The following is a 16,171-nucleotide window of genomic DNA, read 5'->3' on the forward strand; positions in this document are numbered from 1 at the left end:
TAAAGATAATACCTAATGAAAATATATAGAAATCTCGAAGAGTTCCAGGCTTTAGATTTTGCTATTGTCACTATCGGCACATTTGATGGTGTGCATGTTGGACATCAAAAGATTTTACATAAACTCGTAGAATTGGCGAAACATAATACCGGTGAAACTGTATTACTTACCTTCTACCCCCACCCAAGGTTAATTATCAATCCTGATGATGACTCCTTACGATTAATCAATGATATCGATGAAAAGGTAGAACGCTTGGCACTCGCTGGAATCGATCACTTAATTATCACCCCTTTTACACGCGATTTCTCTAATCAAACTCCTGAGGATTACATATCCAATGTATTGGTGAACAAGATCGGATGTAAGAAAATTGTGATTGGCTACGATCATCATTTTGGTAAAGACCGTAAAGGCACGATCAAAGATTTAATACACAATTCAGAAATTTTTGACTATTCTGTGGAAGAAATCCCAGAACAAGATATCGAACATGTAGCAGTGTCTTCTACACGCATCCGGGAATCCCTGATTAAAGGAGACATCGATACCGCTAATAAATACCTAGGCTATTCCTTTGAATTAACAGGCACCGTCATTCGTGGTGACCAAATCGGAAGAGAAATCGGCTTCCCAACGGCCAATATCCATGTTCATGAATCGCATAAACTGATTCCTGCCTATGGCATTTATGCTGTGGAAGTAGAAATATACCCTCGTACCGCAGACATCAAAACCGGTGAATACTTCCAACCTATACCCGAACGTATTGCTCAAGGTATGTGTTATATCGGTACAAGGCCAACCATTGATGGGATGAATCGGAAAATTGAGGTGAACCTATTGGACTTTAACGACGACTTATATACCAAAACTATTCGCATCAAATTCCTCAAATTTATTCGCCATGACCAATGGTTTGAAAGCTTGGAATTAATGCGCGAACAAATCGCTTTAGATGAGGTTGAAATAAGAAATTATTTTTCGTAATTATTCCCTAGGATTAAAGAGCTAACCGATTTTATTAAAATCGTATTCCGATTAATCCGTTTATTCAAATTATTCAAAAGCAACGCAGGAAATTTGCACATACAGGTGCCCCTAAAAAAAGCACCTTTCTACTCCTCCTTTAAGAGCTCCTCTAGCAGATCATCTAATAAAATGGTTGCATAGGTCGACTCTTGATCCGAAAAGCCGTAAGGAATGATTAAATGACCATTATGAATCACCTGTCCGCAGGAGTACACCACATTTGGAACATAACCATTACGTTCCATATGATTGGGATACAGGAGCGGTTGTTTTAATTTACCGATCACTTTGGTGGGATCTTGGAGGTCTAACAATAATGCACCTAAGGAATATTCCCGCAAAGGCCCTACCGAATGGGTAATCACGAGCCATCCTTTCGATGTTTCCAAAGGCGAACCGCAATTTCCTACTTGAACAAATTCCCATGGGTATTGAGGTTCATCGATTAGTATTACATCCTCCTGCCAATTGTTTAATCGATCGGAAAAGGCGATATAGCTATTCTCCCCATCCACACGACAGAGCATTGCATATTTTCCATTGATTTTTCGAGGAAACAATGCGGCCCCCTTATTCGCTAATTTACCATTGATCGGTTGCACCTTAAAACCTAAAAAATCTTTGGTAGACAACAGTTTGGGTAAAATGGTATGTCCATCGTAAGCTGTATAAGTGGCATAATAAATTTTCTTACCCGATTCCAGCTTAAACTGAACAAATCGTGCATCTTCAATACCATTTTTTTCTGTATCACTGATTGGAAAAATTACCCGCTCAGAAATCGCCGTGTCCATGGAATAGCTAATTTCATAATGAGATGAAGCTAGCCACAGAATCTGCTGTAGCAAAATTTGCTTATCGTAACTTAATTCTTCTCGATGTTCAATTTCTCTTACAAATCGACGCAATTCATCATAAATAAAATATTCAGGTAATTTATTTTTCAACTGCTCAACAATTTCATGGCCATCACTATGCAATTGCAATAGTTTATCAATAAACTCTTCCTTGTTATACCGGTGATTTTTTACCTGTTTAGGTTTATCTAGCAATATTCCGGCTTCTTCTAGCACGATATTCAAATCATTGTCCAATACCGCCGATCTAAAGACTATGGAAGAAAGGTGACCCTCGCCCACAGCTCTAAAACTTAATATAACACGGCATTCTCCATCATTCAACTGTGTTTGGTCTGGAGATATAATTATGGAAGGGTTAAAATAAGCAGCAGCTTCTATGGAGTATTCCATCGTAAGGTAGGCTCCTATTAACATTTCCTCCCTTTCGGTCAATTTCGATTTATCGATGCCCATTTCCTCGAGAAGGTAATCTCGAAAATGGTAATTTTTTTGCAAAACATACACGATACTACGGTGCCTTTTGGCATAATTGCGGAGAATTTGTGTCAATAATTTCGTTTTTTCTTCCTCATTAAGCCCCAAGACTCGTTGAATAATTTTCTTAGTTCGTTCATCACTCATCGTAAACCTTCTAGCCAATACCCGATCTTGGTCTGGTCTAAAAAAAATATCTTTTCGTGTAATTTTTATTGCCATACTATACTGTACAATCCATAAAGATTTTTGTTTAATAAATTTTACAGCACCTGGAACTAGCCTAAGCTATAAATGGCTTAAAATAAACTTATAACAGACAAAAAATCAATAAAAAATCAATCCTATTCGAACTATTTTTGATTTCTACTGTTATTCTAATGTATGTTACTGCGGGGAATGATTATAAAATCAGACAACTATTACTTACTATTTAAACATGCTTGGAAAAACTATGAAAATTATAATTGTTGGATCTTATCTCCCTAGAAAATGTGGAATCGCCACTTTTACGCATGATTTATATAAATCTTTAATACGAGAAGGGCATGAAGTGCATATCCTAGCTATTTCCGATAAATCAGAAAGGCAATTCCCTAAAGAAGTTCAACGGGTCATACCAAGAAATGAATCGCAATACTATACTCAAGCAGGTCATTGGATCAATAGCCAGTACGATGCATGTATCATACAACATGAATTTGGCATTTTTGGAGGTGAATCTGGGGCTTATATTCAACGCTTAATCGATCAAGTTAGCGTACCCTTGGTCGTAAACTTACATACCGTATTAATGAATCCCTCTACTCCGGAGAAATTAATCATACAGCAATTTGGAAAAAAAGCAGATCATTTAACAGTAATGACCAATCGAGCAATCGAAATGCTGAAATCGGTATATGAAATTCCAGAATCAAAAATTTCCTTAATTCCACACGGTGTGCCGACGTTCAAAATAACACAACAGTCTGCCAAAGAAATCTTAGGTTTTACAGGTAAAAAAGTCATGCTATCCTTCGGTCTTATCGGTCGAAGTAAAGGGTTTGAAACAGCCATTGAGGCTGTAGCCCAAGTCAATGACCCTACATTTTTATACGTCATTTTAGGGGCAACACATCCCAATGTGGTGCAAGAAGAAGGTGAAAAATATAGAAATCAATTAATTCAGTTAGCAGCGGATAAAGGGTTAAGTGGCAAGGTATTATTTATAGACCGATATGTCAATGATGAATGGTTAGAAATTTATTTAAAGGCATGCGATATTTATGTAACACCCTATCCAAATGAAAACCAAATCAGTAGCGGCACCCTATCATTTGCTATGGGCGCAGGTGCTGCAGTCATTTCTACCCCTTACTGGTACGCAAAAGATTTATTGCAAAAAAATAGAGGCTTACTTTTCGATTTTAATCAGGCAGATCAATTAGCGGCATGCATTCAACAACTGCTCGATAATCCTACATTACTGGATCAATACCGTAAAAATGCCTTAATTCAGGGAAATAAAATGAGCTGGCCAAATGTCGCTAAAAAACAAACTGTCTTACTTCAAAAGTTAAGTAAACAGAATAAAACGCTAAAAAAACAAGGCACTACCTTAAAAAGCAATCCAGCTTTATTTAACGTAGAGCAACGTTTTCCAGCACATGCTAATCCCTATAAATCCCTATTAAAATAAAAACAAACATGTTTTTAACCAACGAGGAAATAGATCAAAAAATCAAGCTTTTTATTAAAAACCACCCAAGTGTTAATTTAAAGCATATTCAAAAATTAACAAATGACACCGGCATCCTACAACATGCCAAGTTTAATATCCCAAATTATCATCATGGATATTGCTTAGATGATAATTGCCGAGCTTTGCTCTTAATTGCAAGAATTCATCCCATTCGGGATCCGGAAGTGAATGACAAACTTATTGCCACGTACTTAGCCTACATTTTTTATATGCAAAGGGAGGATGGAAATTTTATCAATTTCATGGCTTATGACTTACAATTTCTTGAAGCTAAAGGATCCGATGACAGCTTCGGAAGAACTATTTGGGCCTTAGGTGAATTGATAGCCAATAAGGAATGGTCTACCTATCGACCTATTGCCTTGGAAATATTCAATAAAGGAATACGTCAAATACCTAACTTAATTTCCTTAAGAGCAAAGGGATACGCCCTATTGGGTATACTGGCAGTCCTTACGCAGTTTCCTGCACGTTCCGATCTTGTCGAATGGATAAAATCACTGCAAGAGTCCATTCATGAAGAATTTATGATCGCTTCTCATGGCCGATGGACCTGGTATGAATCCATCCTTAGTTATGACAATGCTATACTTCCCCTCGCACTAGTCAAGGCTAGCCAATATTTAAACGACAAGCCAGGCATTGCATCTGCAATTAAATCCTTTCATTTTTTAGACCAATTAACCTTTTCAGGCGCATATTTTCAACCAGTAGGAAATGAGTATTGGTATACCGAAGGAGGTTCCTTTAGTCTATATGGACAGCAACCTATTGAAATACCGATGATGATGCTTTTATATCAGGAAATGATAGGGATAGGTCCAGATAAAAGTCTATTGGGAAAACTTCAAAAAACCTTTCTATGGTTTCTGGGTCTTAATAGCAAAGGTTTAGCCTTATTTGATGAACAAAGTAAAGGATGCTGTGACGGCCTTGAAGACTACGGTGTAAACCAAAATCAAGGCGCAGAAAGCAGTTTATCCTTTTGGCTCGCTTACCAAATTTTGAGATCGGTAAAATAACTCAGGAAGCCATTCGTTTATACCGCAATTTTACTGAACTTATAAACAGCATTGTTTTATGTTGCACGGATGGTCCATAAAACAATGCGGACGAGTATGCTTCCAATTCGTTTAAAGGCTTCCAAATTTCCCGTTTCTAAAGTCTTCAAACGCTTGATTCAATTGCTCTTGCGTATTCATCACGAAAGGACCATAATGTGCTACCGGTTCATTCAAAGGTTCTCCACTCATAACCAAAACAAGGGTTCCTTCGCTACTGGCGGTTAATTGAAAGGATTCATCCTTTCCGTTTTCAAATAACACAAAACTATCTTTCAACACTTCTTCTTGCTCGTTTACGATTACAGATCCTTCAATAACCAATATCGCTGTGTTGTTATCCTTTGGAAATGTGAATGCAGCTTTATTCCCTTGACCTAAATAAGCATTGTAAAGATGGATTGGAGAATAAGTAGTTGCTAGTCCTGCCTGATTTTCATAATCCCCCGCGATGACTTTAATAAAGCCCCCAGCAGCTAATGGAACGGAAGGGATTTTATCGAATACCAGATCCTGATAATGCGGTTGAGTTTCCTTATCTTTTGCTGGTAAGTTCACCCACATTTGTACCATTTGAAACATTCCACCTTGCTTGGACCAATCCTCCTCATGATATTCCTGATGTAAAATACCCGAACCTGCGGTCATCCATTGAATATCCCCTTCTCCGATAACTCCCTTATTTCCGCGACTGTCTGCATGGGCTATTTTACCTTTATACGCAAGGGTAACCGTTTCAAAACCCTTATGCGGATGAGCACCTACCCCTCTTGGAATAGCTGTTGCCTCAAATTCAATTTCTGCATTATAACCTATTGCAAAAAAAGGATCCATCCGTCTGCGGGGAATTTCTTTCCCGATGAATGAAGTGGTATAAAAAGCATCACCGACCCAATTAAATGTTCCAGGATGTAGTATTTTTTCAATATTTCTAGTTCCCATGTGATTTAAGAATTAATGTATAGGCAAATTTACGGACCCTATCTACAACAATCATCATGGGTAAATTGTTGGTAACTAGTTACCCTTAGGATACTAATTTTCATAAAAATGCTGTATATTAACTTACGAGAGCTAGAACATGCAAATTATTTGAAACAAATGAAGACTTTAAAAAATGATCCACCAGAATGTACTGGAAACTTAATGGCTATGCGAGACAGCTTGGACATATTTTCAGGGAAATGGAAATTACTTATCATTTACTACCTCATCAGCCGTGAAGAAGAAGTAAATACCTTTAAAAAAATGCAACGAGAGATTACAGGCATTTCTGCGAAAATGTTAACAAAAGAATTAAAAGATCTTGAAGCGAACCTGTTGGTTCATCGGGAAAAATTGTTAACAAAACCTGTTAGTGTACAATATAGCATTACTGAATATGGTAAATCAGCCGCTGACATCATCAATCGATTAGTCGATTGGGGAAAAAAGCACCGTTTGCAACTGATGAGCTAAACTGGTCAATACCTCGGTAAATCCAGCCTGCTAAAATCGAAATTCATTCACCGAAATTTACCCTTGATTTACCGAATTTACGTACATACTAACCTAATGAAGCTAGGTGAACGCACTTTTCAAAACTACCTTTGATGTATCAAAACAAAAAGACATATCACCATTAAAGGAAAAATATTATGAAAAGTTTAATTAAATCCATCGCATTAGTAAGTTTATTCACCATCGCATCGATTAGTGTATTTGCAAAAAAACCAAAAGCAACTTTAAATAGTGCCGTTATCGAACAGGTGGTCGATGCTTACATCAACACAACGGTTAAAGGCAACACCGAGTTTGTCAACCAATTATTTGACAACAATTTTGTACAACGCTTTCAAACCGACCACAAACAAGCTGCTGTCACTAAAGCCGCATATATCAAGCATTTAAAATCTCAAGAAGGCATTGCATTTGATTGTGATACGCAGTTTGATATCATTGAAAAATCGGAGCATTACAGCATAGCGAAAGTTTCCTTATCTTTTGACACCTTTACCCGTATTGACTATGTAAGCTTGCAATGGGAAGACCAGGCTTGGAAAATTAAAGAAGTCAATTCTGTTTTCAAAAATAATTAAGTAACATCTTAATACATATACAAGGCCCTCCAATAATTGGAGAGCCTTGTGTCATATACATCAATATCATTAAGGTCTATCCCAGAAAAATGGAGGTTCGATACCTAATGCTCTGAGGTAAACATAGCCTTGGGCTCGATGGTGGATCTCATTATCATAGAAGTATAGAATACTCGCATATATCTTATTTTTATATTCTCCAAACAAGTTTACTTCTTCGTGAAATTCTTCATCTTTAATTTGCTCAAATAAAGAAGTAACCTGTGGGGTTTGCTCATCCCATAACTTCAGCAGTTCTGCTTTGCTCGTTACTAAAATATCGTGTGATAAACTTCCTTGATCTTTATGGATAATTTCTTGTAAACCCGGAACAGCAATGGTCAACAATTCTTTTATTAAATCTGCAAAGGGCCTCATACCCCCTATGCTGTAATGAAACAACTCTTCTTCTGGAAATTTCTCGATGGTACGTCTGGTCAAGTCGCGGTGTCCTTGCCAATGAATTAATAATTCTTCTCTAGTAATAAATGCTGTCGTTTTCATAATGCTTTATGTTTTAATGATAGCATCAAAGTTAGCAGACCAATTGACAGCCCTTTGTCAACAGGAAAAATGCTTATTGCAAAAGTGTATTATTTTTTGTGTCACGATTTTTTAAAAGGACACCTTGAATTAAAAAAAAGAAGCTGCATTGCTGCAGCTTCTTTTGTAAACTATAGGATGTCTAAATGGACATCTCATCAAAAGTATCTAGTTTTGATTGGCACGAATGATATTCAACGCTCCACCAGCTTTAAACCATTCAATTTGTTGTTTATTGTACGTATGGTTTGCTAATATTTCATCTTTTGTACCATCATCATGGTGTAAAACGATAGTTAAAGGAGTATTCGGAGCGAATTCCGTCAATCCTAGGATATCAATTACATCATTTTCTTGAATTTTATCGTAATCTTCTTTATTTGCGAAGGTTAAGCCTAACATTCCTTGTTTTTTCAAGTTCGTTTCATGGATACGTGCGAAAGATTTCACCAATACCGCACGAACACCCAAATGACGAGGTTCCATTGCCGCGTGCTCGCGAGAAGAACCTTCACCGTAGTTTTCATCACCAACCACGATAGAGCCAATACCAGCAGCTTTATAAGCACGTTGCGTAGCAGGAACTGCTGCGTAATCGCCAGTTAATTGATTTTTCACGTTATCTGTTTTCTCGTTGTAGTAGTTCACTGCACCGATCAACATATTGTTAGAAATGTTATCTAAGTGACCACGGTATTTCAACCATGGACCAGCCATAGAGATATGATCCGTAGTACATTTACCTTTTGCTTTAATCAACAAGCGAAGACCAATTAAGTTGGTTCCTTCCCAAGCTGCGAAAGGCTCTAACAATTGCAAACGATCAGAAGTTGGAGAAACCGCTACGGTAACAGAAGAACCATCAGCTGCTGGAGCTTGGTAACCTGCATCTTCTACGGCAAAACCTAATGCTGGTAATTCATCACCTGTAGGTGGATCTAATTTTACTTGTTCACCGTCTTTATTCGTCAAGGTATCTGTCAAAGGATTGAATCCTAAGTCACCTGAAATAGCGATTGCAGCAACCATTTCTGGAGAAGTTACAAAAGCAAACGTATTCGGGTTACCGTCAGCACGTTTCGCAAAGTTACGGTTGAACGAATGTACAATCGTATTTTTCTCTTGTTTATCAGCTCCTGCACGATCCCACATACCGATACATGGACCACATGCATTCGTAAAGATCGTTGCATTTAAATCTTCGAAATTTTTCAACAAACCATCGCGATCTGCAGTGTAACGAACTTGCTCCGAACCTGGATTGATACCAAATTCTGCTTTAGTCACTAAACCTTTGTCAATAGCTTGCTTAGCAATTGAAGCAGCACGCGCTAAATCTTCGTAAGAAGAGTTGGTACATGAACCGATCAATCCCCATTCCACTTTTGTAGGCCAACCATTTTTGCTTGCTTCCTCACGCATGCGAGAAATTGGCGTATATAAATCTGGTGTAAAAGGACCATTTAAAGAAGGTTCTAATTCAGAAAGATTGATTTCAATCAATTGATCAAAGTACAATTCTGGATTAGCCAATACTTCAGGGTCTGCATTTAAATGTTGTTTGATCGCATTTGCTGCATCAGCAACATCAGCACGATCTGTAGAACGTAAATAACGCTCCATAGATTCATCATAGCCGAAGGTAGAGGTGGTTGCACCAATTTCAGCACCCATGTTACAGATGGTACCTTTACCAGTACATGATAAAGATTCTGCACCTTCACCAAAATATTCAACGATAGCACCAGTACCACCTTTTACAGTTAAGATACCAGCCACTTTCAAAATCACATCTTTCGGAGCTGCCCAACCGGATAATTTACCCGTTAACTTAACACCGATTAATTTAGGGAATTTAAGTTCCCAAGGTAATCCAGCCATCACATCACATGCATCAGCACCACCAACACCGATAGCCACCATACCTAAACCACCCGCATTCACTGTATGTGAATCTGTACCAATCATCATACCTCCTGGGAACGCATAATTTTCCAATACTACTTGGTGAATAATACCAGCTCCTGGTTTCCAGAAACCAATACCATATTTATTAGACACGGAACTCAAGAAGTTAAACACTTCCGAACTTTCTTGTTTTGCACGAGTTAAATCTTCTGCAGCACCATCACGCGCTTGAATCAAGTGGTCACAGTGTACAGTGGAAGGAACTGCTGCTTGCGCACGACCCGCTTGCATAAACTGCAATAAAGCCATTTGTGCTGTAGCATCTTGCATAGCTACGCGATCTGGAGCGAAATCAACGTATGATTTTCCACGCTCATAAGCCTCAGATGCGTTACCATCCCAAAGGTGCGCATACAGAATTTTCTCAGATAAAGTCAAAGGTTTATTTACAATTTGACGAGCAGCTTGAATACGCTCATCGTATTGAGAATAAACTTTTTTGATCATGTCTATATCAAAAGCCATTTATTATTAGTTTTTATGATTTATTTAATCTTTTAGCGGTATATCTACTTTATTACGAATATACTAAGCAAAAATACAAAAAAAACACGGTTTAAATTCCATATCAGCCATTGCAGGCTAATTTGGAAATATTCTAAACAATGCTTATGCGAAGTGGATCGTTGGATCTACTGCTTTTAAATCTACAATTGTCTGCTTCGGATTGTCAGAACTAAACACGAAATTCCCCGCAACCAATACATCAGCCCCTGCAGCTAGCAATTTTCCAGCATTTGCTGTGCCTACTCCCCCATCAATTTCAATCAAAAGATCGGTGTTATTTTCCAAAGCTAAAGCTCTCAATTCTTTGATTTTTTGATAGGTACGCTCAATAAACTGCTGTCCACCAAAACCAGGATTCACCGACATCAAACAAACCATATCTACATCTTGAACGATATCTTTCAATAAGGATACCGGGGTATGTGGGTTTAATGCCACCCCAGCTTTACAGCCCAACTCTTTGATCGCAGCTACTGTACGGTGTAAATGTGTACAAGCTTCGTAATGCACGGTAATAATATCCGCACCTAATTCCTGACAGGTTTTTAAATAACGATCTGGATCTACAATCATTAAATGTACATCTAATGGTTTTAAGGCATGCTTCGCAATTGCTTGCAATACCGGAAATCCGAAAGAAATATTTGGCACAAATACACCATCCATAATATCAATATGGAATAAATCGGCTTCACTTTCGTTCACCATGATGATATCATCGTATAATTTCGCAAAATCTGCAGCAAGAATGGATGGGGCAATTAAATGTTTTTGTGAGGACATGTTTACTATTTTTTTGCAAAGATACAAGTAATCTTTCTTTAATAAACCAAAAAATTGTCACAAATGGAATTCCAACAGCAGCAACCATTAACTAATTCATAAAAAACCAGTTAACAGATATCCTTCCGTTTTTTGGAGATAAAACAGCTTCCTTAAAGCGCTGCAATTCTACTATAAAATTTGCCCTTTAATGCAGACTGAAATGGTTCTCCTTCGGAACTCATTCGGATATGAACCTATCAACAACGAGTGAGTTCCAAGCGAGTTCCGAACGAAATCCGAAGAAGAAGCTATGGAAAGCAAAAAAATGTAGATTAGGGACAACGAAAAAACCTGGAATATACAGGAACATGAAAGCCCTCCGACTTCTTTTCAGGTTAAAATAGTTACATTTGTTTGTTACGAAACATAATAGGCAATCTGTGGCAAAACTGAAGATCAATTATCCCAAAGATAAATTGCAGCAAAATTCCACCGTATTGAAATACGGTATGGTCGTATTGACCATTGTACTGATTTGTATATTCTTACCTAAACAACCAAGGTTTCGGTATGAGTATCAAAAAGGAAAAGCATGGAACCATGAGAATTTAATTTCCCCATACAATTTTGCAATATTAAAGACTCCTGAGGAACTGCTTCGAGATCGGCAGTATATTTTAAAAACGGTTCAACCGATTTATAACTTGAATGATATCGCCAGCAAGGAACAAATCGATCAGTTCAATACCGACTTAAATGAAAAATGGCAGGCCTCGCAGCTGGATAGTAATAATGCTGCAGCTCTCAGCGAATACCGTGAAATCGGTACGGCATTACTCAATTACGTGTACAACCGAGGGATAATTTCACTCAATAACCGGTACCAGACTAAAGGTAATGATTCGGTAAAGAATGACGCCACCGCCTTGGAGTACAACTTTGTACTGGTACATGAAAATATTGCGCAGCAAAAAAATACAGCGGACTGTCTTACGATTGAAACTGCTAATGCTTATATCCGAGATGCCATGAGTCGAAATAAAAACATCGACCATCCGGATTGGCTTTCGGAAGTGCTCAAAAGTTACATTACGATCAATTATGTTTTTAACGAGAGCCAAACTAATAAGGTTGAACAAAATGCCTTGGCCAATATTTCGACGACCCGAGGAATGGTGCAGAAGGATGAGTTGGTCGCTGAACAGGGTAAAATCATTAATAATGAAACTTATCAGAAATTAGAATCCCTGCGTAAAGTTTTTGAGGATGAATCTCGTATCAGTGGTGAACAAAATCTGGTAACTTTTGGTCATTTTATTTTGATTTCCCTCGCCTTAACCCTGCTCATGGTGTTCTTGTATTTCTTTCGCCGAGACATTTTCAATAACAACCGTTTACTGGTCATCATTTTTATTGTTATCCTCGTGATGCTGGGGGTATTGAGTTGGGCGATTAAATTGAAAATACCGAGCTTATACTACATTCCTTATTGTAGTGTTCCGATTATCTTCCGCCTGCTTTTTGATACGCGTATCGCATTAAATATTCATATTTTGATGGTTTTGGTGGCTGGACTGTTTGTTCCTAATAGCTTCGACTTCGTCTTCTTGCAATTTACTGCCGGAATGGTCGCTATTTATAGTATCAAAACTTTAGTGAAACGGGAGCAGTTCCTAGTTTCTAGTGTAATTATCTTGGCGACTTACATCTTGGCTTATGTGGGCTTGGTATTAACGCGAAATGGAACGTTCTCCAGTATTTATTGGCAGGACATCCTTCCTTTTGCAGTCAGCGTAGGCTTGACCTTATTGGCTTATCCATTGATTTATGCTTTTGAGAAATTGTTTGGTATTGTATCGGACTTAACTTTAATGGAATTGACCAATAGTAATTCGCGATTGTTACGGGAATTATCGCTAAAGGCTCCTGGAACTTTTCAGCACTCTTTACAAGTGGCTAACTTGGCAGAGGCAGCTATCTATAAAATTGGAGGAAATCCCCTACTCGTTCGTGCGGGTGCTTTATACCATGATATTGGGAAAATGATTAATCCACTTTACTTTATCGAGAATCAAAAAACAAATGATAATCCACACGAAGAATTGACGCATGAACAGTCGGCACAGATTATCATATCGCACGTGTTGAAAGGTATTGAGATGGCTCGAAAACATCAAATGCCTGAGGTTGTGGTCGATTTTATTCGTACACACCACGGTACAACTCGCGTGGATTATTTTTACAATCTAGCCCTGAAAGAGAATCCTGATAAAGTGATCGACGAGTCAATCTTTAAATATCCTGGTCCTGTTCCTTTTTCGAAAGAAACTGCGGTATTGATGATGGCGGATTCGGTAGAAGCCGCGTCACGTGCCCTGAAGGAACCTACCGAAGAATCTATTAATACTTTAGTGGATAAAATTATCGATCATAAATTGATGCAAAGGCAATTCGCTAATGCGAATATTACCATGCGCGATATCACCGAATCATCGAAAATATTTAAAGCCATGTTGAAGAGTATTTACCATGTTCGGATTGATTATGATCTAAGCAAGAAAAAAGATCATTAAAAAAATGAGTTGACAGTCAGAAAGTTGTCGAAATTCAAGGAAAAATGTTGAAAAATATAAGTTCTTGGCTTTGTAGAGTAAAATTTTTGCTTTATGTTTGCACTGTCAAAACCCGGAGAGGTGCCTGAGTGGCCGAAAGGAACAGTTTGCTAAACTGTCGTACTGGAAACGGTACCGCGGGTTCGAATCCCGCCCTCTCCGCCAAGACCGTTTTCAAAGCTTTTAAAAAAGCTCAAAAAAATTGATAAAAACCTGTAAAACAATGATTTACAGGTTTTTTTTATTTTATGCTATTCCATAATTTTCAAAAATACTCCTAAAAGTTATGGCAGATTCGTGGCAACTTTGACCCACAAATAAATTGCCACGAAAACCAAACTAACAAACTGAACATCAACATGTTCACCTGATAAACATCTTGATAAAGATACTGATTTGATCTACATTTATTCACTTAATAAATAATGATATGATAAACACAAACATCTCTATCAATTTCTTTTTAAAAACCTCTAAAAAATTAGTTGACTCACGCTTTATTTATTTTAGAATTCTGGTCAATGGAAATTCTAGAGAAACATCTACTAAAAAAAAGTGGCAGGCATCAAGATGGGATCAAGGAAAAAATAGAGCAATTGGAACAAAAGAGGATGCTCGAAAAATTAACAACTATTTAGATTTCATTATTAGAAAAATAGAGGTTTTGGCAGAAGAACTCCAAAGAAATGGTAGAAATATTACTGCTCAAACCATAATAGATAGCTATAATGGTAAAAACTCAAATTATAACCTTATTCTTGCGGAATTTCAAAAACACAATGATGAATTATTTGCATTGATACCATCTGGAGAAGTTGCTCATGGAACATACGACAGGTATGTTACGGCTAGATCTCACGTGAAAGATTATATTAAAAAAAAATATAATTCTGATGATTTAGAATTTCAAAAATTAAATTTTGAATTTATAAAGGATTATGAACTCTATTTAAAAACAGTAAGGGGTTGTAATAACAACACCACACTAAAGTATATAGCAAATTTCAAGAAGATTGTCTTAAGGGCAGTAGCAAAAGACTACATTCCTAAAGATCCATTTATGATGTTTAAAGGGAAGAAATCGAAACCCAATAAAAAACCATTATCACAAGAAGAACTTCATATACTTGAGAACAAACAATTCACAACAAAAAGACTCGAAGTTATCAGAGATATTTTCGTTTTTCAATGCTATACAGGACTCGCTTATAGTGATGTAAATAAATTACTGAAGACGAATATTATAAAAGGATTGGATGGAGAGCTATGGATAAGAGACAATCGTAGGAAAACAAAATCAGAATTTAATGTTCCATTACTTCCTAAAGCTTTAGAAATTATGGAAAAATACCAAGACGACCCTGATTGTATTATTACCAAAAAAGTATTACCTGTTAAGTCCAACCAAAAGATGAATGAATATTTAAAGGAAATTGCAGTATTGTGTGAATTTAGCACCGTATTGAATACGCACAAGGCTAGACGAACTTTTGGGAGTACAGTAACTTTAGCAAATGGTGTACCTATTCATGTAGTGAAAGAAATGCTCGGTCATCAATCTGTAAGACAAACAGAAGAATATGCGATTACAGAACAAGAAGCCATAAGTGAAGAAATGAAGCAATTGAAGGAGAAACTTAAAAATAAGCAATTCATGCAATGGGATAATAATTCAAAACTTAATGAAAATATGACGAAGACCGGTGTCGAAAAAAGTTTGGGATTAGAACTCACTGAAAATGAGAGTTTATTAGTAGAAAATTTCATTATGTCGCTTAGAAAGCTTAAGGAATAGTGTCACCAAAGGAGCAATTTAAATGAAGTTATAAGAAAGCAACAAGTCTATAAATGTAGGCTTGTTGCTTATTTATTTCATTTTCAAGTTACTAGGGAGGTAACCCAACAATTAGTATAGAAATCCTACTTTTTACTCGGGGATCATAAGAAGGGAAATAAAAACAATAATTAAATTTAATAATATCTTTTAAACACCTATGATAGGTAGTTATACTTTTAATACCTGCTTCCTTAATCAATTGATGACGGCTTATAACTATGGCTTCTATCATGCTTTGCTTTAAAGTAAATAACATAAATTTTGGTCTATAAAAGTGAAATAAAATGTTTTGAATTAACGAATATTAACCTCAGCAAAAAATATTATTAAATCTTCTTTACAATATGAAGTAGGACATGATTTTTTTGCATCAAATTTGACCAGTAATTCTTAGACTTTGAAATATAGTTGTTGAAATTTTTATTAGATATCACATAGATTTTCTAAGAGGAAACAAAAAAATATCATTCTTTTAGTTAAATCACCTATTTTGTAGATAGTGAATTACTGAATAGGATCTTTTTATCAAAAGTTATGATGAAATTGTAAGAATCCAAAGTATGAGAGGGAGCAGGAATTTGTAAATCGTCAGCAAAAAGTGGACACGATATTTTAAAAACTTAAGGAGTGTTTTCATCAAAAACGTTAGATTTA

At 36.8% G+C, this 16,171-nt stretch carries 12 protein-coding genes and 1 tRNA gene; 8 read left to right on the top strand and 5 right to left on the bottom strand.

Translation table 11 applies throughout. The annotated features are described in order from the left end of the window. The first annotated feature begins 15 nt into the window (after positions 1-15). Positions 16-990, top strand: coding sequence for a bifunctional riboflavin kinase/FAD synthetase (locus tag ACFRAE_RS16825; RefSeq protein ID WP_422798339.1), 975 nt, complete (start codon positions 16-18; stop codon positions 988-990). A gap of 128 nt (positions 991-1,118) precedes the next feature. Here the strand turns inward: ACFRAE_RS16825 and ACFRAE_RS16830 are convergent, their stop codons facing one another. Beyond that, positions 1,119-2,588: a glycoside hydrolase family 130 protein gene (locus ACFRAE_RS16830; RefSeq protein ID WP_422798340.1), complete on the bottom strand. Its 1,470-nt coding sequence runs from the start codon at positions 2,586-2,588 to the stop codon at positions 1,119-1,121. A gap of 232 nt (positions 2,589-2,820) precedes the next feature. Between ACFRAE_RS16830 and ACFRAE_RS16835 the strand changes: the two genes are divergently transcribed. Both ACFRAE_RS16835 and ACFRAE_RS16840 read left to right on the top strand, forming a co-directional pair. Then, the gene (locus ACFRAE_RS16835) at positions 2,821-4,044 is read left to right on the top strand and encodes a glycosyltransferase family 4 protein (RefSeq protein ID WP_422798341.1); all 1,224 of its coding nucleotides are present in this window, start codon (positions 2,821-2,823) and stop codon (positions 4,042-4,044) included. A gap of 8 nt (positions 4,045-4,052) precedes the next feature. Further along, complete coding sequence (locus ACFRAE_RS16840) at positions 4,053-5,129, top strand: hypothetical protein (RefSeq protein ID WP_422798342.1); 1,077 nt, start codon at positions 4,053-4,055, stop codon at positions 5,127-5,129. Positions 5,130-5,240: 111 nt separating this feature from the next. Here the strand turns inward: ACFRAE_RS16840 and ACFRAE_RS16845 are convergent, their stop codons facing one another. After that, complete coding sequence (locus ACFRAE_RS16845; protein ID WP_422798343.1) at positions 5,241-6,110, bottom strand: pirin family protein; 870 nt, start codon at positions 6,108-6,110, stop codon at positions 5,241-5,243. A gap of 159 nt (positions 6,111-6,269) precedes the next feature. On the opposite strand from ACFRAE_RS16845, the gene ACFRAE_RS16850 reads away from it, so the two are divergent. Both ACFRAE_RS16850 and ACFRAE_RS16855 read left to right on the top strand, forming a co-directional pair. Beyond that, positions 6,270-6,626 (top strand): winged helix-turn-helix transcriptional regulator, encoded by a 357-nt coding sequence (locus ACFRAE_RS16850; RefSeq protein WP_422798344.1) that lies wholly within the window; start codon positions 6,270-6,272, stop codon positions 6,624-6,626. Positions 6,627-6,805: 179 nt separating this feature from the next. Continuing rightward, a complete protein-coding gene (locus tag ACFRAE_RS16855) occupies positions 6,806-7,246 on the top strand; it encodes a nuclear transport factor 2 family protein (protein ID WP_422798345.1) in 441 nt (146 codons plus the stop codon). A gap of 69 nt (positions 7,247-7,315) precedes the next feature. Here the strand turns inward: ACFRAE_RS16855 and ACFRAE_RS16860 are convergent, their stop codons facing one another. The 3 genes from ACFRAE_RS16860 to rpe form a co-directional block, all read right to left on the bottom strand. Beyond that, positions 7,316-7,789: a DinB family protein gene (locus tag ACFRAE_RS16860; RefSeq protein WP_422798346.1), complete on the bottom strand. Its 474-nt coding sequence runs from the start codon at positions 7,787-7,789 to the stop codon at positions 7,316-7,318. 207 nt (positions 7,790-7,996) lie between these two features. Continuing rightward, the gene (locus ACFRAE_RS16865) at positions 7,997-10,261 is read right to left on the bottom strand and encodes an aconitate hydratase (protein WP_422798347.1); all 2,265 of its coding nucleotides are present in this window, start codon (positions 10,259-10,261) and stop codon (positions 7,997-7,999) included. Positions 10,262-10,405: 144 nt separating this feature from the next. Continuing rightward, the gene (gene rpe, locus ACFRAE_RS16870; RefSeq protein WP_422798348.1) at positions 10,406-11,086 is read right to left on the bottom strand and encodes a ribulose-phosphate 3-epimerase; all 681 of its coding nucleotides are present in this window, start codon (positions 11,084-11,086) and stop codon (positions 10,406-10,408) included. A 422-nt stretch (positions 11,087-11,508) separates the two neighbouring features. Between rpe and ACFRAE_RS16875 the strand changes: the two genes are divergently transcribed. The 3 genes from ACFRAE_RS16875 to ACFRAE_RS16885 all read left to right on the top strand — a co-directional run bounded on the left by ACFRAE_RS16875 (position 11,509) and on the right by ACFRAE_RS16885 (position 15,475). Further along, positions 11,509-13,641 (top strand): HD family phosphohydrolase, encoded by a 2,133-nt coding sequence (locus ACFRAE_RS16875; protein WP_422798349.1) that lies wholly within the window; start codon positions 11,509-11,511, stop codon positions 13,639-13,641. Positions 13,642-13,755: 114 nt separating this feature from the next. Further along, positions 13,756-13,845: transfer RNA gene (locus ACFRAE_RS16880), tRNA-Ser, on the top strand. A gap of 265 nt (positions 13,846-14,110) precedes the next feature. Next, positions 14,111-15,475: a site-specific integrase gene (locus ACFRAE_RS16885; RefSeq protein WP_422798350.1), complete on the top strand. Its 1,365-nt coding sequence runs from the start codon at positions 14,111-14,113 to the stop codon at positions 15,473-15,475. The last annotated feature ends 696 nt before the right edge of the window (positions 15,476-16,171 follow it).

Source organism: Sphingobacterium sp. HJSM2_6 (assembly GCF_049316305.1).
Taxonomy (GTDB): Bacteria; Bacteroidota; Bacteroidia; order Sphingobacteriales; family Sphingobacteriaceae; genus Sphingobacterium.

Bases quoted from the DNA above. Each gene is read 5' to 3' on its own strand.
- ACFRAE_RS16825 (WP_422798339.1), top strand. From the start codon at position 16: ATGAAAATATATAGAAATCTCGAAGAGTTCCAGGCTTTAGATTTTGCT.
- ACFRAE_RS16830 (WP_422798340.1), bottom strand. From the start codon at position 2,588: ATGGCAATAAAAATTACACGAAAAGATATTTTTTTTAGACCAGACCAA.
- ACFRAE_RS16835 (WP_422798341.1), top strand. From the start codon at position 2,821: ATGAAAATTATAATTGTTGGATCTTATCTCCCTAGAAAATGTGGAATC.
- ACFRAE_RS16840 (WP_422798342.1), top strand. From the start codon at position 4,053: ATGTTTTTAACCAACGAGGAAATAGATCAAAAAATCAAGCTTTTTATT.
- ACFRAE_RS16845 (WP_422798343.1), bottom strand. From the start codon at position 6,110: ATGGGAACTAGAAATATTGAAAAAATACTACATCCTGGAACATTTAAT.
- ACFRAE_RS16850 (WP_422798344.1), top strand. From the start codon at position 6,270: ATGAAGACTTTAAAAAATGATCCACCAGAATGTACTGGAAACTTAATG.
- ACFRAE_RS16855 (WP_422798345.1), top strand. From the start codon at position 6,806: ATGAAAAGTTTAATTAAATCCATCGCATTAGTAAGTTTATTCACCATC.
- ACFRAE_RS16860 (WP_422798346.1), bottom strand. From the start codon at position 7,789: ATGAAAACGACAGCATTTATTACTAGAGAAGAATTATTAATTCATTGG.
- ACFRAE_RS16865 (WP_422798347.1), bottom strand. From the start codon at position 10,261: ATGGCTTTTGATATAGACATGATCAAAAAAGTTTATTCTCAATACGAT.
- rpe (WP_422798348.1), bottom strand. From the start codon at position 11,086: ATGTCCTCACAAAAACATTTAATTGCCCCATCCATTCTTGCTGCAGAT.
- ACFRAE_RS16885 (WP_422798350.1), top strand. From the start codon at position 14,111: ATGATAAACACAAACATCTCTATCAATTTCTTTTTAAAAACCTCTAAA.